22 protein-coding genes are annotated in these 22212 nt (G+C 68.4%); 7 read left to right on the top strand and 15 right to left on the bottom strand.

The annotated features are described in order from the left end of the window. Positions 1–44: 44 nt before the first annotated feature. Positions 45–962: an oxygen-dependent tRNA uridine(34) hydroxylase TrhO gene (gene trhO, locus KRR55_RS16280; protein ID WP_217390356.1), complete on the bottom strand. Its 918-nt coding sequence runs from the start codon at positions 960–962 to the stop codon at positions 45–47. A 137-nt stretch (positions 963–1099) separates the two neighbouring features. Between trhO and KRR55_RS16275 the strand changes: the two genes are divergently transcribed. Next, positions 1100–1768 (top strand): GNAT family N-acetyltransferase, encoded by a 669-nt coding sequence (locus KRR55_RS16275; RefSeq protein WP_217390252.1) that lies wholly within the window; start codon positions 1100–1102, stop codon positions 1766–1768. Positions 1769–1871: 103 nt separating this feature from the next. Further along, complete coding sequence (locus KRR55_RS16270; protein WP_217390249.1) at positions 1872–4217, top strand: DEAD/DEAH box helicase; 2346 nt, start codon at positions 1872–1874, stop codon at positions 4215–4217. A 35-nt stretch (positions 4218–4252) separates the two neighbouring features. On the opposite strand, the gene KRR55_RS16265 is transcribed toward KRR55_RS16270, so the two are convergent. From KRR55_RS16265 to ssd, 7 genes are all read right to left on the bottom strand, one after another. After that, entirely contained in the window at positions 4253–4645 is a 393-nt protein-coding gene (locus KRR55_RS16265) for an Rv3654c family TadE-like protein (protein WP_217390246.1), read from the bottom strand. Next, positions 4642–4986, bottom strand: coding sequence for a TadE family type IV pilus minor pilin (locus tag KRR55_RS16260; RefSeq protein WP_217390244.1), 345 nt, complete (start codon positions 4984–4986; stop codon positions 4642–4644). The genes KRR55_RS16265 and KRR55_RS16260 overlap by 4 nt, the downstream gene beginning before the upstream one ends. Before the next feature lie 19 nt (positions 4987–5005). Next, positions 5006–5227 (bottom strand): DUF4244 domain-containing protein, encoded by a 222-nt coding sequence (locus tag KRR55_RS16255; protein ID WP_217390242.1) that lies wholly within the window; start codon positions 5225–5227, stop codon positions 5006–5008. Positions 5228–5446: 219 nt separating this feature from the next. Continuing rightward, on the bottom strand, positions 5447–5992 hold the full coding sequence (locus KRR55_RS16250) for a type II secretion system F family protein (RefSeq protein WP_217390240.1): 546 nt from the start codon (positions 5990–5992) through the stop codon (positions 5447–5449). Beyond that, entirely contained in the window at positions 5989–6702 is a 714-nt protein-coding gene (locus KRR55_RS16245; RefSeq protein ID WP_217390238.1) for a type II secretion system F family protein, read from the bottom strand. Before KRR55_RS16245 ends, KRR55_RS16250 begins: the two co-directional genes overlap by 4 nt. Further along, the gene (locus tag KRR55_RS16240) at positions 6696–7946 is read right to left on the bottom strand and encodes a TadA family conjugal transfer-associated ATPase (RefSeq protein ID WP_217390236.1); all 1251 of its coding nucleotides are present in this window, start codon (positions 7944–7946) and stop codon (positions 6696–6698) included. Before KRR55_RS16240 ends, KRR55_RS16245 begins: the two co-directional genes overlap by 7 nt. Next, on the bottom strand, positions 7943–9280 hold the full coding sequence (gene ssd, locus KRR55_RS16235; RefSeq protein WP_217390234.1) for a septum site-determining protein Ssd: 1338 nt from the start codon (positions 9278–9280) through the stop codon (positions 7943–7945). Before ssd ends, KRR55_RS16240 begins: the two co-directional genes overlap by 4 nt. 185 nt (positions 9281–9465) lie before the next feature. Between ssd and KRR55_RS16230 the strand changes: the two genes are divergently transcribed. After that, positions 9466–11148: a bifunctional 3'-5' exonuclease/DNA polymerase gene (locus KRR55_RS16230; RefSeq protein WP_217390352.1), complete on the top strand. Its 1683-nt coding sequence runs from the start codon at positions 9466–9468 to the stop codon at positions 11146–11148. A gap of 33 nt (positions 11149–11181) precedes the next feature. Here KRR55_RS16230 and KRR55_RS16225 read toward each other — a convergent pair whose 3' ends face one another. The 3 genes from KRR55_RS16225 to KRR55_RS16215 are packed head-to-tail and all read right to left on the bottom strand — an operon-like array spanning position 11182 to position 14350. Continuing rightward, a complete protein-coding gene (locus tag KRR55_RS16225; protein ID WP_217390232.1) occupies positions 11182–11898 on the bottom strand; it encodes an NUDIX hydrolase in 717 nt (238 codons plus the stop codon). Then, positions 11895–12686, bottom strand: a complete 792-nt coding sequence (gene nth, locus KRR55_RS16220) for an endonuclease III (protein ID WP_418888846.1) — start codon at positions 12684–12686, stop codon at positions 11895–11897. Before nth ends, KRR55_RS16225 begins: the two co-directional genes overlap by 4 nt. Further along, positions 12683–14350 carry a hypothetical protein gene (locus tag KRR55_RS16215; RefSeq protein ID WP_217390228.1) on the bottom strand — a complete coding sequence of 556 codons (1668 nt, stop codon included), beginning with the start codon at positions 14348–14350 and terminating at the stop codon, positions 12683–12685. Before KRR55_RS16215 ends, nth begins: the two co-directional genes overlap by 4 nt. A 392-nt stretch (positions 14351–14742) precedes the next feature. On the opposite strand from KRR55_RS16215, the gene acs reads away from it, so the two are divergent. The 3 genes from acs (at position 14743) to KRR55_RS16200 (ending at position 18344) form a co-directional block, all read left to right on the top strand. Continuing rightward, positions 14743–16728: an acetate--CoA ligase gene (gene acs / locus KRR55_RS16210; protein WP_217390226.1), complete on the top strand. Its 1986-nt coding sequence runs from the start codon at positions 14743–14745 to the stop codon at positions 16726–16728. A gap of 122 nt (positions 16729–16850) precedes the next feature. Next, a complete protein-coding gene (gene aroQ, locus KRR55_RS16205; RefSeq protein ID WP_217390224.1) occupies positions 16851–17303 on the top strand; it encodes a type II 3-dehydroquinate dehydratase in 453 nt (150 codons plus the stop codon). A 39-nt stretch (positions 17304–17342) separates the two neighbouring features. After that, complete coding sequence (locus KRR55_RS16200) at positions 17343–18344, top strand: DUF2332 domain-containing protein (protein ID WP_217390222.1); 1002 nt, start codon at positions 17343–17345, stop codon at positions 18342–18344. A gap of 31 nt (positions 18345–18375) precedes the next feature. Here KRR55_RS16200 and KRR55_RS16195 read toward each other — a convergent pair whose 3' ends face one another. Next, positions 18376–19560, bottom strand: coding sequence for a MarP family serine protease (locus KRR55_RS16195; protein ID WP_217390220.1), 1185 nt, complete (start codon positions 19558–19560; stop codon positions 18376–18378). A 207-nt stretch (positions 19561–19767) separates the two neighbouring features. Here KRR55_RS16195 and KRR55_RS16190 point away from each other — a divergent pair, with 207 nt between their 5' ends. Continuing rightward, positions 19768–20445: a Crp/Fnr family transcriptional regulator gene (locus KRR55_RS16190; protein WP_217390218.1), complete on the top strand. Its 678-nt coding sequence runs from the start codon at positions 19768–19770 to the stop codon at positions 20443–20445. Positions 20446–20561: 116 nt separating this feature from the next. Here KRR55_RS16190 and KRR55_RS16185 read toward each other — a convergent pair whose 3' ends face one another. The 3 genes from KRR55_RS16185 to KRR55_RS16175 all read right to left on the bottom strand — a co-directional run bounded on the left by KRR55_RS16185 (position 20562) and on the right by KRR55_RS16175 (position 22188). Beyond that, complete coding sequence (locus KRR55_RS16185) at positions 20562–21437, bottom strand: NUDIX hydrolase (RefSeq protein ID WP_254456319.1); 876 nt, start codon at positions 21435–21437, stop codon at positions 20562–20564. 97 nt (positions 21438–21534) lie between these two features. Then, complete coding sequence (locus KRR55_RS16180) at positions 21535–22011, bottom strand: RidA family protein (protein WP_217390216.1); 477 nt, start codon at positions 22009–22011, stop codon at positions 21535–21537. 21 nt (positions 22012–22032) lie between these two features. Then, the gene (locus tag KRR55_RS16175; RefSeq protein ID WP_181578252.1) at positions 22033–22188 is read right to left on the bottom strand and encodes a hypothetical protein; all 156 of its coding nucleotides are present in this window, start codon (positions 22186–22188) and stop codon (positions 22033–22035) included. Positions 22189–22212: the final 24 nt, after the last annotated feature.

Raw genomic sequence — 22212 nt, 5'->3', positions numbered from 1 at the left:
ACATTGGGTCATGAATCTGGCTGATTCCGAACCCTGGAAACGAGCTACTGCGCCTCGACAAGATCCTTTGCTTCGGCGACGCATTCGGGGCACTGACGCAGTTCGTCGTTGGCGGCACATTCCGCGCAGAAGAGTCGAAGGTTGCGGCAGGACAGGTTGGAGCAATTCTCGAATTTGTTCGTAGGGGCCGAGCAGCACACGCACTTCCCGATGGTCAGGGCATCTTCACTGAATTCCATGTGCATGCGCTTATCGAACACATACAGTGATCCTTCCCACAGACCCTTGTCTCCGTAGGTTTCCCCGTAGCGCACAATGCCGCCCTGCATCTGGTAGACCTCGGTGAAGCCGCGTTTGACCATGAGCGCCGAAAGCACTTCACAGCGGATTCCGCCGGTGCAGTATGTGACGATCGGCTGGTCCTTCATGTCGTCGTACTTGCCCGACTCGATCTCGGCAATGAAGTCATGGGTGGTTTCGACATCAGGCACGATCGCGTTCTTGAACTTGCCGATCTGGGCCTCGAAGGCGTTACGTCCGTCGAAGAACAGAACCTCTTGGCCAGCGGCCTTCTTGGTTTCGACGAGCTCGTGCAGGGCTTCGGGCTTCAGGTGAATTCCGCCGCCCACCACGCCGTTTTCATCAACTTCCAATTCGCCGGGGGCGCCAAAGGAAACAACTTCCTCGCGGACCTTGACCGATATCCGGGGGAAGTCCTCGGCCGAACCCTCCGACCACTTGATGTCCATTTTCTTGAACGCCGGATATTCCCGGGTGGCCTTCACATACGCCTTGACGTCCTTGATCGAACCCCCGACCGTACCGTTGATGCCGTGGCTGGAGATGATGATGCGACCGCGCAGGCCCCACCTCTCCAGCAGGGCTCGCTGCCAGAGGCGCACGACCTCTGGGTCGGCTAGCGGGGTAAAGGCGTAATACAAGACAATTCGGTTCTGCGACACGCTATTAAGGGTATGGCCTAGAATCCACGTGGAGCGCATGAAGTGGCAACCATCACCGGGTGAACGCTGTGTTTCAAGGTTGCAACAGTTCGCCTAAATGCACGGCATGTAGGCAGTTCACGGGGTAGGGTCGGAATATGGGATCTTCTGCAAGCGATGAATTAATTGGTACATGGGTTACGGGCTGGGCTGGTGCAAGAGGCTACGAGAGCAGGCACGAGGGCCGGGTCCATGCCGCCCTGCGCCATGACACCTCGGGTGACTGGGAGTATGTCATTTACGAGCCCTCCAATGAGGAATTGGTGGCCGTTGCCGAGACCCTGCACAAGCACCCCAAGCGTCGACTGACGGCGTTCGCCGACGAAACCACTTCGCTGATCGATGCTGCCAACGCAGCCGGACTCAAGGTACTCAATGCCGATGAGGTCCTGATGGTCACGGAGATGAGCGGCCACGATGTCGAAGAGCCCCGCCCCTACGACGGATTCTCTTTCCAGATCGAACGCGACCAGACCCACGCCTACGTCTCCATCCACCCGGACGAGGATCCCCAAGTCGTGGCCGCCAGCGGTCACGTGTCCGCGGTGAACGGCTACGCCATCTTTGACCGCATCATCACGGCTCCGGATTTCCGCCGCCGTGGCCTGGGCAGCCTGACCATGCGCGCACTGGTCTCCCTGGCCTTGGAACACGATGTCGAGGAAGGGCTGCTGATCGCCAGCATCGACGGGCAACAGCTCTACAAATCCCTCGGTTGGACCGATCTGGGCAACGTCGTACTCTTTGAAGGACGTCAAGAGGCCTAGTCTGCCCCTGCGCCTCGGGAGTGGTGGGCCTCGCTGATGCGAGGCCCACCACTTTCTTTGTGCCCTGGCAACCAGACGTCCCGGGTGATGCCACAATGAAGCAGTGAACGCTTACTCGGAACAGATCGGCCTGCTCGGCCACGGGCCAACACCCCAGGCGCTGCTCCATTCCAGGACCATCGAAGCCAGGGAAGCACTGGCGGGCCCGTGGCCAGACTGGGTGCACCCAGAAGTGCGGACCGCTTTTGAACGCACCGGGGTGGCAACCCCCTGGCTTCACCAGGTGCAGGCCGCCAACCTCGCCCACGAGGGCCATCACACCATCGTCGCGACCGGCACCGCCTCGGGCAAGTCATTGGCTTACCAGCTTCCGTCCCTCAACGCGATCCACACCTCCTCCTTGGAGCACCAGGCCAGCCTCGTCCCGAACGATGCCACGGTGCTCTATCTGGCACCAACCAAGGCATTGGCCGCCGACCAACTCAAGGCCATCGAGGGCTACCGCCTGCCCAGCGTGCGGGCCGCCGCCTACGACGGGGACACCGAGGTCTCGGCGCGGCGCTGGATCCGGGACCACTCGAATTTCATCCTTTCGAACCCCGACATGCTGCATTTCGGGATCCTGCCCAACCACACCTGGTGGGCCCGGGTGTTGCGCCGGCTCAAGTACGTCGTCATCGACGAGGCACATTCATACCGCGGGGTTTTCGGTTCAAACATCGCCAATCTGCTGCGCCGACTTCGCCGGATCTGCGCACACTACGGGGCCGACCCGGTGTTCATCGGCGCCTCGGCAACCAGCGCGGATCCGGCGGCATCATTTTCCCGACTCATCGGTACCGCGGCCCACGAGGTGACCAACGACTTCTCCCCCAAGGGCTCTGTGACCATTGCCCTGTGGGAACCGCCGCTGACGGAGCTGCACGGGGAAAACGGTGCACCGACACGCCGCACTGTCATCGCCGAAACCTCAAACCTGCTGGCCAACCTCGTGTGTTCCCAGGTGCGGACCCTGGCGTTCATCAAGTCCCGCCGCGGCGCAGAGACCATCGCCACGATCACCCGCTCCATGGTGGACCAAGTCCACCCCTCGCTTCCCGACCGGGTGGCAGCGTACCGATCCGGGTACCTGCCCGCCGAGCGCCGGGAACTCGAAAACGCGCTGCGCAACGGGACCCTGCTCGGGGTGGCCTCGACCTCCGCCCTGGAGCTCGGCATTGACGTGGCGGGACTCGACGCCGTGCTGGTGGCCGGCTGGCCCGGGACGCGCGCCTCCTTCTTCCAGCAAATCGGCAGGGCCGGACGCGCCGGCCAGGACTCGCTCGCCGTGCTGGTGGCCAGCGACGACCCCCTGGACACCTACCTGGTCAACCACCCCGAAGCCATTTTCGAGGCCGGCGTCGAGGCCACGGTCTTTGACCCGGAAAACCCCTACGTCCTCTCGGGCCATCTGTGTGCAGCCGCCGAAGAGCTCCCGCTGCGCGTCGAAGACCTTGCAGCCTTCGGACCCACCGCGCAGGGCCTGCTCGAATCCTTGGTGCAGCGCGGATTCCTGCGCCGCCGTCCGGCCGGCTGGTTCTGGACGCACCCCGAGCATGCCGCTTCCATGGTGAACCTGCGTGCCGATGGCGGCGGGCCGGTAAGCATCATCGAAACCGACACCGGCGCGCTGCTGGGCACCATGGACTCTCCGCAAACGCACTACCAGGCCCACAACGGCGCTATCTATGTGCACCAGGGTGCCACCTACGTGGTCGACGAGCTCAACGAAACGGACCACTGCGTCATGGTCACCCGGGCCAACCCCGACTTCTACACCCAGGCCCGGGACATCACCACCGTAGAGGTCATCGAGACCGACCGCTCCGAGGCTTGGGGGCCGATAGCCGCGAATTTCGGGGACGTGGTGGTGACCACCCAGGTGGTTTCCTTCCAGCGCAAGTCGGTCATGAGCAACGAGATCCTTTCCGAGGAGCCACTCGAATTGGAGGCCCGGGACCTTCACACCAAGTCAGTGTGGTTCACCATCCCGGAAAAAAGGTTGTTGGCCGCCGGGATCACCCCCGAGGAGTTCCCGGGCTCCCTGCATGCGGCAGAACATGCCGCGATCGGGCTGCTTCCCCTGGTGGCTTCCAGCGACCGGTGGGACATCGGAGGGGTGTCCACCGCCCTGCACATGGACACCGGGATGCCGACGATTTTCGTCTACGACGGGCACCCCGGCGGCGCCGGTTTTGCCGAGCGCGGCTTCGACAGAGCCCGCACCTGGCTTGGCGCCACACGGGACGCAATCGCCGCCTGCGAATGTGCCACCGGGTGCCCCTCTTGCGTGCAGTCCCCCAAGTGCGGAAACAAGAACAACCCGCTGGACAAGGCCGGTGCCGTTCGCCTCCTCACGGCCATCCTTCAGGAAGCCCAACGGGTGGCCGGGCCTGTCCGAAAGGGATAGGCCCGCACCGCCCGCGGTGGTTCGCCGACGCAGGTTCAGGGCCCGCGCCAGGGTTGCGGCGGCGGTCCGGCCCGTGCCACCGATTTGGCGCGGGTCACCGGCGGCAGCCAGCCCACCGGCGAGACCGCCACATGAACTGCCACCGTCACGATTTCCCCACCGGGTCCCTGCCGCGAACAGCTGGTCAGGGTGGCAGCATTGGCCGTTGCGGTGCTGGCCGCGACACCGCACGGATCCCCCGGCAGCAGCCGGCGGGCGGCGTCTGCCGCTGCAAGGGCCGCCAGGTCAGCGGCCGTGCCTGCCTTCGCGGCGGCCTGGGCAACGGCCGTGAACATCAGCACCACCACCAATGCCAGCGCGGCCACGCACACCACGGACAGCATGAGTACCGTCCCGCTGCCGCGTTCACCGCGCCGGGCCAGGCTCATGGTTGTTGCTCCGTGCGGGCGCGGGCTTCGGCGCGCAGCTGGACCTCGCCAAGCAGCGGCAGATCCACCCCGGAACGAACCACCACATGGCCGTAGCCGCCGCCTTGGCCACAGCTGACGCTGATCCGGCCCCCGGCAATGCGGTGGGCGGTGCCGACGGCCTCACCGGGATCGGAACCGCGCGCCAGTTCCCTGGCCGCGGCGCTGGCCGCCTGCTGAATACGCACCTGCTCACCTCCCACGGCCCCGGCCCCGGCGACCACGGCCAGCAGGATGGCCACGGCCGGCAGCAGCACGGCCACCTCGGCCGTGCTGCTGCCGGCCTGCGAATTCCTGGCCACGGCGTCTACCCCTTTTCGCCTAGAAGGTGAGGGCCTGGCGGATCAGGCCCATCAGCAGTCCCCGTACATCCCCGCTGGAGAGGATGCTCACCAGCAGTCCGGCGAATGCCACGGCGGCCAGGGTGACGATGGCGAATTCGGCGGTGGTGCTGCCTTCCTCGTCGTTGAGCGCGCCGGGTGTCGGCTCGGCGCGGTCTTGCAGGTCGATGTGGCCCGGGGCGGGGGCGATGTAGTTGTCCATGGTGTTGTCCTTTGCTTGTGCTTGGAGTTCTGGTTGCTCCTGGAGGGGGACGGGACTGGCCGCGAGCCCTGAAGTTGGACCGTGGCGGCTCCCGATTCGAGTGTGGGCTTTTGTTCACGGGCCCCGGGAGGGGTCGTGGCCCCGCTGGGGATAAAAGTGGTCGGCGGGGCAGGTCGCCCGGGAAAAGGGCCTGGCCTCGGTGCGGGAAAGAGCCGGCCACTAGAATTGCGGCATCAGGGAGATCACCACCGGCACCACTCCCAGGGCGATGAACGCCGGAAGCGCACACAATCCCAGCGGGACCACCAGCTTGATCCCGAACTCCGCACCGCGCGCCTCCGCCTCCCGCACGCCGCGTTTGCGCGTGGCGGCAGCGGTGGAGCGCAGCAGTGCCGCCGCCGGGGCGCCGGAGAGCTGGGTGAAGCGCAGGGACTGTTCGAGCTCGCCGACCGGCCCGGTGCCCTGTCCCCAGGCCCTCTCCCACCCGACGTTCAGGTCCAGGGCACGCGAGACACGCAACAGCGAGCCGTACCCCGGGACGTTGGTGCCGATGATCTGCAGCACTGCCCGGATCGGGAGCCCCGATTCCAGCAGCGTGGCACACATTTCAAGCACCAGCGGCACTGGTTCCGCGGGCGCCTCCGGGTGCTTCCGGGCAACTGCCGACCTCCTTCCGCGCGGCGGAGCCGAGACACTGACGGGTGCGGTAAAGCCGACCCACACCGCGGCCCCGGCCAGCAGCACCGCGACCATGGTCCCGATCACGAGGGCACCTTGTCGGAGATGGCGCGCAGCATCCGCGCGCACCAAAAGCGGTTCCCCAGCCAGAGGCACACCCCGCAAACCAGCGCCACCCTGCCCACTGAATGCGTTGTGAGCACCGCCAGCGGGTTGATGCCCAGCAATTGGCCCAGTCCCAGCCCGATCCCGGGCAGGTAGGTCAGCAGCCTGCTCGTTGCACGCGGTCCGGAGAGCGCGGCATCGAGGGCACGGTGCATGTCTGCGGCGGTCTCGGCCTCCTCGGCCAGCGTGTCAAGCAGGTCCGCGAGCGCTGCGCCCGATTCCTCGCTGACGGCAAAGCACCAGGCCAGGCGCTTCCATAGCCGCCCGTGACTCGCGTTGGCATCCGCGTGTGCCGCCAGTCCCTCCTGCAGGGTTCCGCCGGTGCGCCATTGGGCCAGGGCCCTGGTGCACCCGGTGTGGATGTCGGCTGCCGTGCGGGTGGAACCCGTGGCCCAGATGGTTGCCAGCAACCCGAAGGCAGCTGCCGGGCCGGTGCCGGCGCGCAGCATGGCGGCGAGTTGGCGAACCAGCTTGGCATAGTCCTCGGCGTCGGTGGCCGGGTTTGCCCGCTGGCGGCGCACCCGCTCCGGGCGGCCACCCCCGGCCGGGAGCGTGAGGGTGGGATTTCCGGGCGCCAGCCACAGCCAGGTCGCAGCCCCCAGAAGGACAACCGCACCGGCGAGGATCACCATGGGCTTTCCTCCCCCGCTGCCTTCAGCCGTGTCCTGAACCAGTCAAGGGCTTCGGGGTCGCCGTCCCCCGTTCCGGTTTCCCGGATCATGCGCACGGAAAGCATCCCGGCCTCGGTGAGGACCACCCGGCCCAACTGAACCGGCCTGCGGACGCCGGTGGCAGGATCCCGCCAGACGTGGATGAGCACGTCCAGGGCGCTGGCCGCCTGCAGCGCGGTGGCGGCCGCGTCCATGGATGCAAGCGCCCCCATGGCTGCCAGCCGGGCGGGGACAGCAGTGACGCTGTTGGCATGCACCGTGCCCGCCGCCCCCTCGTGCCCGGTGTTCATCGCGCCGAGGAACTCACGCACCTCCGCTCCCCGGCATTCGCCGACCACCAAGCGGTCCGGGCGCATGCGCAGCGCCTGGCGAACCAGGGTGTCCATCCCGATTTCGCCGGCTCCCTCCACGTTCCCGCCGCGGCTTTGCAGTCCCACCAGGTGCGGGTGCGCCGGTGCGAGTTCTTGGGAGTCCTCGACCACGATGATCCGCTCGTCGCCCGGGACCCGGGCAAGCATGGCGGCAAGCAGCGTGGTCTTCCCTGCCCCGGTGCCCCCGGACACCAGGAAGTTCAGCTTCGCGGCCACGATAGCACCCAGCGCGGCCAGCCAGCCGGGGTCGTCGACGAGTCTCTCCAGCCGCTGGTTGCGGTTGCCCTTGATGCGGATGGACAGCAGCGGGCCGCCGGTGGAGATCGGGGGCAGCACCGCGTGGATGCGGTAGTTGCCCAGCGAGACATCGACGAAGGGCTGGGCGTCGTCCAGACGCCGTCCGCCCGCGGCGGCCAGCCGCACCGCCAGGGCGCGGATTTGTTCGGGGTTGGTGAAGGCGAGTTCCGCAGCGTGCAGCCCGGCGCTTCCGTCCACCCAGACCTGTCCTCCGGCGTCGATGAGGATGTCGGTGGTCCCGGGGACCTGGGCGAGGCGTTCGAGGATCCCCAGCCCGTGGATGTCGTCGCTGAGGCTGCGCAGCATCTCGGTGCTGCTCGCCGCGCCCATGACGCGCCCCGAGGCCCGCACCGCCGAGGCCAGGTCCACCTCGCTGAGCCCGCCGCCCTGCCCCATCGCCCGCAGCCTCACCTCCTCCAGGACCCGGGCGGGGGCGGCCGGTTCCTGTGCCCGGGCCGGCGGCCTGGCTTCCCAGCGCCTCCGCCCCCGTCGCACGTTCCCGGGCAACGGCCCCGGCGACTGCTCTGGCCCGCTCATGCCGCCTGACCCGTTTCCGATTCCGATTCCTGATGGCGGCCGTTGCCCTGTCCCAGCGCCGCCACGTTGCGTCGCAATGAGCGGCGGACCAACACGTTCATCAGCGAACCGTCCGCGGCACCGCGGGCGATGGCACGGCGGGGCGCGAAATACCCGCCGAGCTCGATTCCCGCCCGTTGCGCCAACAAGCGGGTGTCGATCCCGGCGGCAAGCCTGCCCGTGAGGATCAGCCTCCAGTCCCCCGCGCGCTCCCCCAGCCGTCGTCCGGTCCCGGCCCCCGCGTTGACGGACCTGGCCGCGAGCAACAGCAGCCGGGTGTCCGCCAGCGCCGCCATGGACGCGGGGACCCCGGTGACGTGCCCCGCGTCGATGACGATGTGCTCGTAGATGCGCCGTGATGCGGCCAGCACCTCGGCCAGCAGTGCCTCGGACGGCACGAAGCACCCGGGGTTCCGCACCCAGGAAAGCACCGCGGTGCCCTGGGACAGCGGCAGGATCTCGGCCAACTGGCCCGGGGAGAGCTGGCCGCGGGAATTTTCCAGGTCCTCCCAGCCCAGACCGTCAGGTTCCCGCGCCTTGAGCACCGGCCACAGCCCGGCAGAATGCGGGTCCGCGTCCAGCAGCAGGGTGCGGGATCCCTCCAGCGTCGAGGTGGCGGCAAGCAGGGCGGCGAAGGTGCTGGTCCCGGCCCCGCCGCCTGCCCCGGCCACGAGCGTGAGGTGGGCGCGTCCGGAGTGCAGCCCCAGCTCCCCCAGGTATTCACCGAGCCACGCCGCCGCCGCGGGCAACACCGCCACGCGGGCCCCGGGGCAGGTGGCGGCCGCGCGCCAGAGCACGTCCTGGTGTTCCTCGGCCCCGACAAGGATGAGCGTGGAGGCAGCCAGGCGGGAGCCGACTTCCGCCACGGCGTCCTGGCCCACCAGGATCACCTCGTCGCGATAGGCCGCGGCCTGTTCCACGTCCCGGCAGGGCAGCAGTTGGACCCCTGCCCCCACCGCTATCGAGGCCAGCACCTGGGCCAGTTCCACGTCGCGGCTGAGCAGGATGCAGCGGGCCAGTTCCGCCGGCCTGGACCCCGCACGAACACCCGGGACATCGGCTGAAACCGCGCGCTTCGCCTCGACGACTCCCGGTTCCCGGACCGGTTCCCGCCCGGGTAGCGGTTCCGTCGTCTCGGCGGATTCCGGCGCCGGGCCCGGCAACCGCTCCGGCACCGGGGCAGGTAACGTCCCCCGGACATCCTGCCTCACGCGGGCGGCCCGCAGTGCCGGAAGCTGCAGGGTACGCTGGCCCGCCGCGGGCAGCCGGGCCACAAATCGCATCTCGTCGTTCATGCCTTCCAGCGTGGTGCCCGGGCGGTTCTTCGGTGAAGTCCCCCGGATGCAGGCGGAGGACAACCACGCCGGAGCCCGGTCGCCCGATGTGCGGGAAAGCGGGACAGACCGCGCCGGCGGCGGGGCCGGGGAAGAAACTGCGAGAATGGAGCGTGCAGCAATTTGCGGTAGTGGCCTCCCACTCCATGTCCCAGCCCGAGTCCGAAGCCGGTTCGGCCACCGCCGTGGTGCAGCTCGTCGATGCCGCGGGCACCGCCCTGTTGCCCCCGGTGCAGGTGTACGGCAATTCCCTGCCGGTCGTGGTGGCGGAGCTGGAGGCCGCCAGGAAGCCGCGCTGGGTCTTCGACTCGGTGCATTCCTGGTACCCGGGGCTGCTGGCCGCCGGGGTGCACATCGAGCGGGTCCACGACCTGGGCCTGGTCCGCGCGATCCTGCGCAATGCGCCCTATGCGGTGCCGGGTGGCTACCTCGAGTCCATCCGCAGCCAGGCTGATCCCTCCGCCGCGGCGCCCGCGCACCTGCTTCCCCCGGCGCGGGTCTCCGAGAACCAGGGAGAGCTGTTTTCCGAGCCGAAGGACCAGTCCGGGGCGCTGGAAAACCTGCTGGCCGAGTTCCTCGCCCAGCGCGCCTGTGTGCCTGACACCGAGCGCGGTGCGAGGCTGGGCCTGTTGCTGGCCGCCGAGTCGGCCGGCGCGCTCATCGGCGCCGAAATGACCCATGCGGGGGTGCCGTGGGACGTGGCGGAGCACCACCGGCTGCTCGCCGAGGCACTGGGCCCGCCGGTTCCGGCCGGGGTGCGCCCGCCGCGGATGGAGGAACTTGCCGCCGAACTGCGCCGGCTGCTCGATGCCCCGACGCTGAACCCCGATTCCCCGGCCGAGCTGCTCAAGGCCATGAACCGCGCGGGCATTGCGGTGTCCAACACCCGCGCCTGGGAACTGACGGAGATCAAGCACCCGGTCATCGAGCCGCTGCTGGCGTACAAGAAGGTCGCCCGGCTGGCCAACGCCAACGGCTACGCGTGGGTGGACCGCTGGGTGCATGACGGGCGCTTCCGCCCCGAGTACATCGTCGGCGGGGTGGTCACCGGGCGCTGGGCCTCGCACGGCGGCGGGGCGCTGCAGATCCCGCACCAGGTGCGCTCGGCGGTGCGCGCGGATCCCGGCAAGGTGCTGGTGGTCGCGGATGCCGCGCAGCTGGAGCCGCGGATCCTCGCCGCCCTGTCCCGCGACGAGGCGCTGGCCGCCGCGGCCCGTGGCCGGGACCTCTACCAGGGCATTGCCGATGCCGGGTTCGGCGGGGACCGGGCCCACGCGAAGATTGCGATGCTCGGGGCGATGTACGGGGCGACGACCGGGGAATCGGGCCGGCTGATGCCCAAGCTCAAGGCCACCTACCCGCGGGCCGTGGGACTGGTGGAGTGGGCGGCGGCGCAGGGGGAGGCAGGCGCCGCCGTCGCCTCGTTCCTGGGCCGCGGCACCCCGCCGGCGCCCGCGCAGTGGCTCAAGGCCAGGTCGCGGGCCTCCTCCGAGGCCGAACAGCGCGCAGTGGAGGCCGAGGGGCGTTCGCGGGGCAGGTTCACCCGCAACTTCATCGTCCAGGGCACCGCGGCGGAGTGGGCGCTGTGCTGGATGGGCGAGCTGCGCCGGCGGCTGAACGCTGGCCGGGAGGCGGGGGTCGATGCCGGGGCGCTGGTGTTCTTCCTGCACGATGAGATCATGCTCCACGTCCCGGCCGCGCAGGCCGACACCGCGGTGGCGCTGGTGCACGAGGCGGCACGGGCCGCCTCCGCCCTGCTCTTCGGGCAGATCCCGGTGGACTTCCCTGTCACCGCGGTCGTCGTGGATTCCTACGACCAGGCCAAGTAGCGCCCGGGTCCGCCGGCGCCGGGCCGGGCTGCGTCAGGTCGCGCGCCGGTCGCCGACGGCCACCTGCACCTCGCGGCCCGCGTCCCAGGGCAGCGTCCAGCCCAGCTCGTTGAAGATCCGATCCAGCAGGATGCCGGTGAAGCCCCAGATGAAACCGCCCGCCACGTCGAAGGCGGGGGCGCAGAAGCGCTGCCCGTCGCGCTCCACGACCGCCGAGACCCGGTTGGCGGGGTCCAGCAGGTCGGCCACCGGGGCGCGGAAGACGGTGGAGGACTCGGCGGTGTCCACCACGAACACCTCCGAGGGCGCGTGCCACCAGCCGATGACGGGGGTGACGATGAAGTTGGTGATGGGCAGCTCCGCGTCGGGCAGCACCCCGAGGATCTCCACGCCGTCCGGGTCCAGCCCGGTTTCCTCGCGGGCCTCGCGCAGCGCCGCGGCGATCGCGTCCTCGTCCTCCGGGTCCACCTTGCCGCCGGGGAAGGCGACCTGGCCGGCATGCTTGCGCAGCGTGTCGGCGCGGGTCACGAAGAGCACGTCAAGGTCCTCATGGACCGAGGCCACGTCGGTGGCCGCCGGGACGTCGTCGAGCCGGCCGAAGAGGATCAGCACCGCCGCGTGCCGGGCGCTGGCCGGGTCCAGCGGGTTGAAGACCCAGCTCTTGGGCATCTTGGTCGCCAGTTCCGGGCCCCGGCCGGCAAGGTGCGCCTTGGCCTCGATCATGGCCAGCAGTTCGCTGCGTACGCTCATGCTTCCAGACCATACCCCTCGGCGCGCAGCTCGCGGCGCGTGGCCCCGGCGCGCATCTTCTCCAGCAGTTCCCCGCGCCCGGGCGCCAGCTCGTACTTGAGCAGCTTGGCGGCCTTCACCTCGTCGGTCTCGCCCTCCCCGTAGGAGGGGCAGAGCGTGGCCAGCGGGCAGGCGCCGCAGGCGGGCTTGCGCGCGTGGCAGACGCGGCGGCCGTGGAAGACCACGCGGTGGCTGAGCATCGTCCAGTCCTTCGGCTCGAAGAGCGCACCGACCTCGTGCTCGATCTTCACCGGGTCGGTTTCCCTGCTCCACCCAAAGCGGCGGGCCAGGCGCATGAAGTGCGTGTCGACGGTGATGCCCGGGACGCCGAAGGCGTTCCCCAGGACCACGTTGGCGGTCTTGCGCCCCACCCCGGCCAGGGTCACCAGGTCCTCGAGCCGCCCGGGTACCACCCCGTCGTACTCGTCGACGATGCGCGCGGACAGCGCCAGCAGCGAGGTCGCCTTGGCCCGGAAGAAGCCGGTGGGCCGGATCAGCTCCTGCAGGGCCGCCGGCTCCGCCTGGCTCATGGCCAGCGGGTCCGGGTACGCGGCAAAGAGCGCCGGGGTGATCGCGTTGACCCGCACGTCGGTGGTTTGGGCCGAGAGCACGGTGGCCACCAGCAGCTCGAAGGCGTTGGTGAAGTCGAGCTCGGCGACGGCATACGGGTAGGCCTGCGCCAGGACCCGGTTGATCTTGCGGGCCCGCCGCTTGCGCCCCAGCGGGCTCTCTTCGCTGTGCACGCCTATTTTTCCGGGAACTGCAGGTCGTCCAGGTTGCGCAGCACGGCCGGCCGCCCGTCGGCGAGGTTGATGAGGTATTCGGTGCCGCGGTCCTCCAGGCACAGGATCCAGGTCCCCGGGTTCAGCGTGGAAAGCATCGTGCCGTTGCCCGGGTGGAAGACCGGGCGCGGGTGGTTCAGCGCAAACCAGAAGCTGGCCGCCTCTTCCGCGTGGCCGTCCTGCCCGTGCGCCTCGGCCTTGGCCCCGAAGGAGGATTCCGACTCGGCCTTGGCGCGTTCGACGGCCGCCTGGTGCGCGGCGATGTCAGCCCGCGACAGTGCTGCGGTGGCCTTGATGTCGGTGCCGGCCCGCGGCGTGGCCATGGTGGCCGGGTGCGCGGAATCCTGCGTGCGGTCATCCGGTGCCGGGGCGTCGACATCCGCGGCCTCGGGCGACCCGAGCTCGGGATCCGGCATGGATTCGGCAGCGGCGTCGACGTTGCCGGCCCGATCCGCCGCGGGCTTCGCGGCGTCCCCGGACCTCGAGGATCGGCCCGGCGTCGAGGAATCCCCTTCGGCGGAAGGGGATTCCTGGGCAGGTGCCGGGGTCGACGGCACCGAGCCGGCGTAGGCAGCTTCGGCAGCGGTGCGCGGCTTGGCAGCGGATTCCGGTTCGGATTCCGCTGCATCGGCCGCATCGGCGACCGACTTCCATTCCGTGAGCGGATGCGCCGCGTCCGTCGCGTCCTGGTTGCCGTGGGAGGTCACGCTTCCGGCCGCCCGGGCGTCCGGCGTCGCGGCTGGGGCCTCGTCCGCGCCCGTTCCGGGCGCCTCGGTGTTCACCCCTGCCGGGGCCGCGTGCTCGGCGCCCCGGGCGTCGGGGGTGCCGGAGGCATTGGCTGCCGGATCCCGGCGCTGCGCAGCTGCGGGGGAAGAATTGTGGGCCGCTCCAGCTCCAGCACCCGCGGCTGCGGCTGCGGCTGCGGCTGCGGCTGCGGCACCGGCGGCGGGAGCCGCTGCGGAGGAAGTTTCCCGGCGACCCTCGGGCTTGCCGGTCACCGGGGTGGCGGGCCGGCCGGCCGATGCGCTGCCGGCGCTACCGGCACTGCTGGCGCCAAAGCCCTCGGATTCCGCATCGGAATCGGCATCGGTTCCAGCGGCCTGCGCCGCCGAAGTCTTGGTGGCCCATGCCACCGGGTGCACGTCGGACCCAAGCACCGAGTCACCGCCGGAGACGAAGTCGCGGCGGAAGATCCCCAGGTAGGTGGCAAGCGTGGTGCCGGCAATCATTGCCAACGCGCCAACCAGCCCGATCAGGTATGCCGGCGACATGGTGGCCACGTAGGAGTTGAAGAAGTAGGCGGCGGCGAACAGTGCCACCACCGACCCGGCCTGGTCCAAGCTCAGCGAGGCAATGCGGACCCGGGTGCGGCCGGTAAGCCGGCGCCACAGGAATCCGGCGGCGATGCCGAGGGGCAACAGCAGCGCGACGAAGAGGTGGAAGGGCAGGCCCGGGAAGATCCACACGTTCACCGAGACGGCCTTGGTCCACGGAATCGGGACCAGCGATCCGACGAGCACCAAGACCCCGCCGACCACGACGAGGGCGTCGCGCATCGTCAGCGGCCCGACGACCGGCTTGAGCGCGTGTCCGGGCTGTGAACCCTGTGCCTTTGAGTGCACCTTATCCATGTGAAGACCCCGCTTCTGCTATGTGTTGCATTCTGTCCCTGCACCGGCAACCGGCATGCGATCCCCGCAGCGCCCGTGTAACGGGCGGCCGGTGTCCGGGTTCCGCGGGAATGGCAATGGCTACTGACAACCCTATCCGCGCGACGGCGCCGCTGGCACGTTTTGCCACCCCGGGTCGCTTTTCGCGTTGCTCTGGCCAGTGGGCGCCACATTCGCGGCCTGCCCTGCCCCGGGCCCCATGCCCCCAACCACTGATCGCGCACGGGGCGCCGCTCGGCGCACAATCACCACCCTCCACTGTCATACTTGTGACGGGCCACACCCCAGCCCTCCGTGCGGCTGTAACCTGAATCACAAGACCCATTTGTTTGTTATTGGAAGGACCGAAACCCGTGTCGGATACCCACACCCCCACGCTTGACAACCTCTCCCATGAAACCCGCGCCTTCGCCCCGAGCGCGGAATTCGTGGCCAACGCCATCGGGAAGCCGGAACAATACGCGGCGGCCCGGGCGGACCGCCTGGGATATTGGGCCGACACCGCCCGGGATGTCCTTTCCTGGGACACCGACTTCACGCAGGTCCTGGACTGGTCGCAGGCCCCGGTGGCCAAGTGGTTCGCCGACGGCAAGGTCAACGCCGCCTACAATGCACTTGACCGCCACGTCGAAAACGGGCTCGGCGACCGCGTCGCCATCCACTTCGAGGGCGAGCCGGGCGACACCCGCACCTACACCTACGCGCAGCTCACCACGGCCGTGAAGCAGGCCGCCAACGCCTTTGAGTCCCTCGGCGTGGCCAAGGGCGACCGCGTCGCCGTCTATCTGCCGATGATCCCGGAGGCAGTAATCACGATGCTGGCCTGCGCCCGCATCGGCGCGATCCACTCGGTGGTCTTCGGCGGCTTCTCCGCCGACGCGCTGCGCAGCCGCATCGACGACGCCGAGGCCAAGCTCGTGGTCACCGCCGACGGCACCTGGCGCCGCGGGAAGCCCTCGGCGCTGAAGCCGGCCGTCGACGAGGCGCTGGCCAAGGAGGGCCACACCGTCCAAAACGTGCTCGTGGTCAAGCGCAACGGCCAGGACGTCGCCTGGAACGATTCACTGGACAAGTGGTGGTCCGAGACCATCGACACCGCCGACGTCGAGCACACCGCGGTGGGCCACGAGGCCGAGCACCCGCTCTTCGTGCTCTACACCTCCGGCACCACCGGCAAGCCCAAGGGCATCATCCACACCACCGGCGGCTACCTGGTCCAGGCCGCCGCCACCCACCGCGACACCTTCGACCTGCACCCCGAGTCCGACGTCTTCTGGTGCACCGCCGACATCGGCTGGGTCACCGGCCACTCCTACGTCACCTACGCCCCGCTGATCAACGGCGCCACCCAGGTCATGTACGAGGGCACCCCGGATTCCCCGCACCAGGGCCGCTGGTGGGAAATCATCGAAAAGTACGGCGTCACCATCCTGTACACCGCCCCCACCGCGATCCGCACCTTCATGAAGTGGGGCCGGCAGATCCCGGACTCCTACGACCTGTCCTCGCTGCGCGTGCTCGGCTCGGTGGGCGAACCCATCAACCCCGAGGCGTGGATGTGGTACCGCGACGTCATCGGCACCAACAACGGCAAGAACGGGGAACGCAAGGAACACCCGACCCCGATCGTGGACACCTGGTGGCAGACCGAGACCGGCGCGCACATGATCGCCCCGCTGCCCGGCGTCACCGCCACCAAGCCCGGCTCCGCGCAGACACCGGTCCCCGGCATCACCGTGGACGTGGTCGACGAGACGGGTGAATCGGTCGGCAACGGCGAGGGCGGCTTCCTGGTCATCCGCGACCCGTGGCCGGGGATGCTGCGCGGCATCTGGGGCGACATGGACCGCTACAAGGAGACCTACTGGTCCCGCTTCGAAGGCATGTACTTCGCCGGCGACGGCGCGAAGAAGGACGAGGACGGGGACATCTGGCTGCTGGGCCGCGTGGACGACGTCATGAACGTCTCCGGGCACCGGCTCTCCACCACCGAGATCGAGTCCTCCCTGGTCGCCCACCCGTACGTGGCCGAGGCCGCCGTGGTCGGGGCGAAGGACGAGACCACCGGCGAGGCAGTTGTCGCGTTCGTGATCCTGCAGATCGAGCCGGAGGCCGGCGAGGACGTGGTGGCCACGCTGCGGGCCCACGTCGGCAAGGACATCGGCCCGATCGCCAAGCCGCGCCACATCCTGGTGGTCCCGGAGCTGCCCAAGACCCGCTCGGGCAAGATCATGCGCCGCCTGCTCAAGGACGTCGCCGAGGGCCGCGAGGTCGGCGACGCCACTACGCTGGCGGACAACACCGTGATGACGCAGATCGCCGATTCGATGCGCAAGTAGCGCTCCGGCGGCAACCACCGGCGGGCGGGGGAAGGCTTCGTGCCCTCCCCCGCCCGAGTCATTTAACGCCAAACCGGCTTGCCGCCTCTTCCCGCACGGCCCCGCCTGCATAAGGTGGAGACATGAGTGAAAAAACACCCGCGCGCATCCTGGTCCTCAACGGCCCGAACCTGAACCTTCTGGGCACCCGCGAACCGGAGGTCTACGGCCACGAAACGCTGGCCGATGTCGAGGAACTCTGCCGCACCGCCGCCGCGGGGGCGGGCTACGAGGTGGAGTTCCTGCAGTCCAACCACGAAGGCGTGCTCCTGGACGCGATCCACGCCGCCCGCGGCCAGGTCGCGGGCATCGTGTTCAACCCCGGCGCGTTCACCCACACCTCCGTCGCCCTGGCCGACGCCATTTCCGGGGTCCAGCTGCCGGTGGTCGAGGTGCACATCTCCAATGTGCACCGCCGCGAGGCCTTCCGCCACCATTCCTACATTTCCCCGGTTGCCGCCTCCATCATTGTGGGCGCGGGCGTCAATGGGTATGTTTTGGGCATCCAGCAACTCATCCACCTCGCCGGGAAGTAGCCCCGCCGGCGGGCATAAACCCTTAAGGGGGCAGTGACGATGGGGACCGAAGCCACACCCGACGTCGGCGTCGCCGAGCTGTACCTGGAATATGCGCACCGCTGGTTCACCGGGAACAGCGAGCTGTACCGGCAATGGGCCGAAGGCGTCGCCGAGAGCGCAACACTGCCGGAACTCATTGCCGGGCTGCCCGCCCCCAAGCGGCAGCCAAACCTGGTCTTTGCCGCGGCACGCTTCCACGGCTGCCCGGACGAGCCGTTTGGGTTCCTGGAGCGCTACCTCCGCACGCACTGGCCGGCGATCCGCTCAATCATCATGGGCCACGCCACGCAGACCAACGAGGCAGGTCGCTGCGCCACGTTGCTGCCAGCCCTGGCCATGGTGGCCGCCCAGGAACAGCGCCCCCTGGCGTTGATCGAGGTCGGCCCCTCGGCGGGCCTGTGCCTGCTGCCCGACCTCTACTCCTACTCCTACGACGGGGCCCCTGCGCTCGGCACCGGCTCCCCGTTGCTGCGCTGCTCCACCACCGGAAATCCCCCGCTCCCGCGGGCGCTGCCCGACATCGCCTGGCGGGCCGGGGTCGACCTGAACCCGCTTGACGGCACTGACCCGGACACCGTGGCGTGGCTGCGGGCGCTGGTCTGGCCGGGACAGGAGGAGCGGCTCGCGCAGCTGGACGCCGCCCTGGCGACCCTGGCCGCGCTGAAGTCCGGCATCCTGGAAGGGGTTGCCGGGCCGCCGCTGCTGCTGGCCGGGGACCTGAACGAACGCGTTGCCGATTTGGTGGATGCGGCCCCGAGACACGCGGTTCCCGTGGTCATGCATTCGGCGGTGCTCGCCTACCTGGACGAGGCGCGGCGCTCCGCCTTTGCGCAGACGATCGCCTCGCTGGGCTGCCGCTGGATTTCCAACGAGTCGTTCTTCATGGATGCCTCGAACCAAACCCGCGGGGGCACCGACGCGAACCGCTTCATCCTGTCGCTGGACGGCGTTCCGCTGGCCCGCACCGGCCAGCACGGCGCGCAGCTCGACTGGCTTTGAGCCGACGCCACCGCCGCCGGCCCGACGGCTTCTAGTGCGGCGAGCAGGCTCCGGTCGGAACCGAATCCCGGGAGCGTTCGGACTTCTCCAGCGCGGCATCGATCTCCTCGAGGGCCAGGGCGTAGCCGACGTCGGCGCCTCCCTTGGCCTTGGCAAAGACCATGCCAACCACGCGGCCCCGGGAATCGAGCATGGGCCCTCCGGAGTTGCCCTGCTCGACCTTGGCGGCCAGCTGGTAGATCCGCAACGGGGTGGGTTCGGCGCCGTAGATGTTCTGGATCGATACGGTGCTCAAGGATTCGACCACCGCTCCCAGGGCGCGGAACGACCCGCCGCCGGGGTAGCCCAGGAATGCGGCGGTGTCGCCGCGGCCAAGGTCGGTGCCGCGCTCCAGCGGCTCCAGGCCAAGTCCGCCAACCTCGAGGACGGCAATGTCCGCGACCGAGTCGAAGTACACGACGCTTCCGGAGAGCACGCGGCCATCCTGCGTTGTCACGGACGGCTCGGTGATGCCGGCAACCACGTGCGCGTTGGTCATCACGCGGTCCGGTGCGAAGACAAAGCCGGAACCGGACTGGTTGACACCGCAGGCGTAGGCGGTGCCAATGATCTTGACGACGGACCCCGCGGCCGCCTCGATCCCGCTCCCAAGGTCCTCCGCCTCGGGAACCTCGACGGCGACCTTGGGGGCGAATGGTTCGAAGAGCTCGGGAAGGGTTTGGCCCATGACCTGGGCGCGTGCCTGGGTGACGAAATTGGTGATCGGTTTCGGGGTCCAGGCCTGGATCGTGGTCAGGACCCGTGAATCGGCGACTTGCTGGGAAACCCAGGGCACGCCCATGGTCGCGGCGGAGAGGGCGATCGCGGAGATCACCAGGGCGGCCATGACGGTGTTGGCAACGCCGCCCAGCAGCCTATCAAAGGACTTCAGGACAGGGAAGTTCAGCCATAAGCGGATTCTGGATCCGATGGCCATGCCGATGCCCTGGCCAATCAGAATAAAGATCAGCCCGGCGGCCACAATCCAGAAGATTCGCCATCCCGGGTTGGTCACCCACGTCGATACCAGCGGGATTCCGTAGAAGGCCGCGGTTCCGCCGGCCAGGAAACCGACGATCGCGCCGAGCGTTACAAAGAAGCCTTTACGCAGGCCAGAAGCCAAAAAGCTGATCAATGAGATGATGAGCAGCAGGTCCAACCATGTCAATCCCAACATTCAGTTTGGACTCCCGCCCTTCATACCGTGTTGACCGGCCCAAATGCGGCCCAAAACACTATTCGATGCCCCGAGTCTAGTCGGGGCAACGGTTCGATGCCCGCGATTCTAACCACATTTAGCCCGATTTGGCGTGTGGAAGCTGTCACATGGGCAAACCGTACGGCACAATTAGATGAGCGCTAACGACAGTTGACAGGAGATTTTATGGACATCGAGGTACTGCGCCGAGCACCACTCTTCGCTTCATTGAGCGACGAGGTGTTCTCTGCACTGACTGAAGAACTATCCGAAGTGGATCTGTCCCGTGGCGCCTCGGTGTTCCGCGAGGGCGACCAGGGCGACCAGCTCTACTTCATCGTTTCGGGCAAGATCAAGCTGGGGCGCACCTCCACGGACGGTCGTGAAAACCTCATTGCCGTTCTCGGCCCGGGCGAATTGTTCGGCGAAATGGCCTTGTTCGACCCAAGCCCGCGCAACGCCACCGCCACCGCCGTCTCCGAGACGCGTCTGGCCGGCCTGCGCCACGAAAACCTGCGCAAGGTCATCCTGACCAGCCCGGAGGTTTCGGTCCAGTTGCTGCAGGCCCTGGCCTCGCGCCTGCGCCGCACCAACGAGTCGCTGGCCGACCTGGTCTTCTCTGATGTTCCGGGCCGTGTCGCCAAGGCGCTGCTGGACCTGGCCGACCGTTTCGGTCGCCCGGCCACCGACGGCATCCTGGTTGCCCACGAACTGACGCAGGAAGAATTGGCCCAGCTGGTGGGCGCCTCGCGCGAAACCGTGAACAAGGCCCTGGCCGAGTTCGTGCAGCGCGGTTGGCTGCGTCTTGAGGCACGCGCCGTCGTGATCCTGGACATCCAGCGTCTGCGCCAGCGTTCCCGCTAAAGCGCAACCGTGCACGAACGGGTGTGGCGGGGTTCCCCTCCGGGGGAACCCCGCCACAGCTGTATTAGGCCCGGGGTGCCGTTCGGGGGCGTGGCCCGAGGCGACGGGAAGGCTGATTAGCGGCCGCGGCCCAGGCCGCCGCCCTCGGCGGCGGTCGTGGTGGTCACGTCGAGATAGAACTTCCCGCCCACCTGGACGAGTTCGGGGTGGTAGCTTTTCAGTTCCCGACGCACCGAGAGGTAGGCGACGGCGCCGCGGGCGGAGGCCATCTTTTCCAGGAAGACCTCCACCGCCGGCGTTGTGATCATGCTCAAAGGCAGGCCCTGGGTGTCCGGTGCCCCCGCCTCGTCTCCCAATGCCGTGGTGGTGCGTTGTTCGATGACCTCGCCGGCCACCTTCCAGGCAGCCCAGACGCCCTTGCCGCGCAGGAGCGAGGGCTCCTGGCGCACCGGCAGTGCGGCGGCAAAGTAGCGGGTGTCGAAGCGGCGCAACGCGAAGTTTGGGGAGATCCAGTGCGACAGCGGGCGCAGCAGATCCGTGCGCAGGCCCAGCCCGCGCTTCATCAGCACGTCCTTCAGGGACTTGTCCTGCCCTGCGACGGCCTCGCGCACGGCCATCCAGTCTTCACTGTCGCAGTTTTCGACCACCGACAACTCGTCGGTGCCGGCCAGCAGCACGCCTGTTTCCTCGAATAGTTCCCGGATGGCGCACACGATGTGCGCCCTGACCAGTCGTTGGTCAAGGATACCCAGGCGCTTTGACCATTCGGCCAGGCTGGGTCCGTACCAAGGTATTTCATTTTCATCGTCGTCTTCGAGGCTGCCCCCGGGGAATGCGACACTCCCGAGCGGCGAACCGCCGGGACGATATCCAAGGTAAGTTTCGACACCTTTTGGGGAGTCGCGAATCAGCACCACCGAGGAGGCCGGGCGCGTCGCCCGCGGGGTGCGGCTTCCGTAGGAAACCCAATTTTCCGCCGCGTCATATTGCATCGGCGGAAGGTCAAAAAGTCGGCGCAGCAGCCCCGTGGACGGATTGCGTGGCTTCGCCACGGGATTCTCGTTCACGGGGCCACCGGTTTCGGAGTTGTTACGCAAACTCGACAATCAGTTCAACCTCGACCGGCGCGTCCAGCGGCAGTGCGGCAACTCCGACGGCCGAACGGGCGTGCAGGCCCTTGTCGCCAAGCACGGCCCCGAGGAATTCGGAGGCACCGTTGATGACGGCAGGCTGGCCGGTGAAGGACGGGTCGGAGGCCACGAAGCCCACGACCTTCACGACGCGGACAATGCGGTCCAGGTCGCCAATGACGCCCTTGATGGCGGCCAGTGCGTTCAGCGCGCAGGCCTGGGCCTGGCCCGCCGCGGCCTCGGCGGAAACAGCCGCCCCGACCTTGCCGGTGACTGTGAGTTCCCCGTTAATAAAAGGCAGCTGACCCGAGGTGTAGACGAGGTTGCCGGTGATGGTGGCCGGCACGTAGGCGGCCACCGGGGCTGCGACGGCGGGCAGTGCGTGGCCGAGCTCGGCCAGGCGTGCCTCAATCGCTGAAGAAGTCTGTTGTTGCATGGGTTTTTCTCGTTTCTCTACTTAGGCCTTGGGACGCTTGAGGTAAGCGACCGGTGCATTTCCATTGGGGCCGGGAACGACGGCTACAAGCTCCCAGCCGTCGTCTCCCCACTGGTCCAGGATCTGCTTCGTGGCGTGAATAATGAGCGGCAAAGTGGCGTACTCCCATTTGGTCATAACCGATACGTTAGCGCGTCCTTG

It is taken from the genome of Paeniglutamicibacter quisquiliarum (assembly GCF_019084045.1).
GTDB classification, from domain to species: Bacteria; Actinomycetota; Actinomycetes; order Actinomycetales; family Micrococcaceae; genus Paeniglutamicibacter; species Paeniglutamicibacter quisquiliarum.
Note: the sequence above shows the minus strand (reverse complement) of the source record. Positions and strands in the feature narration are given on the sequence as shown.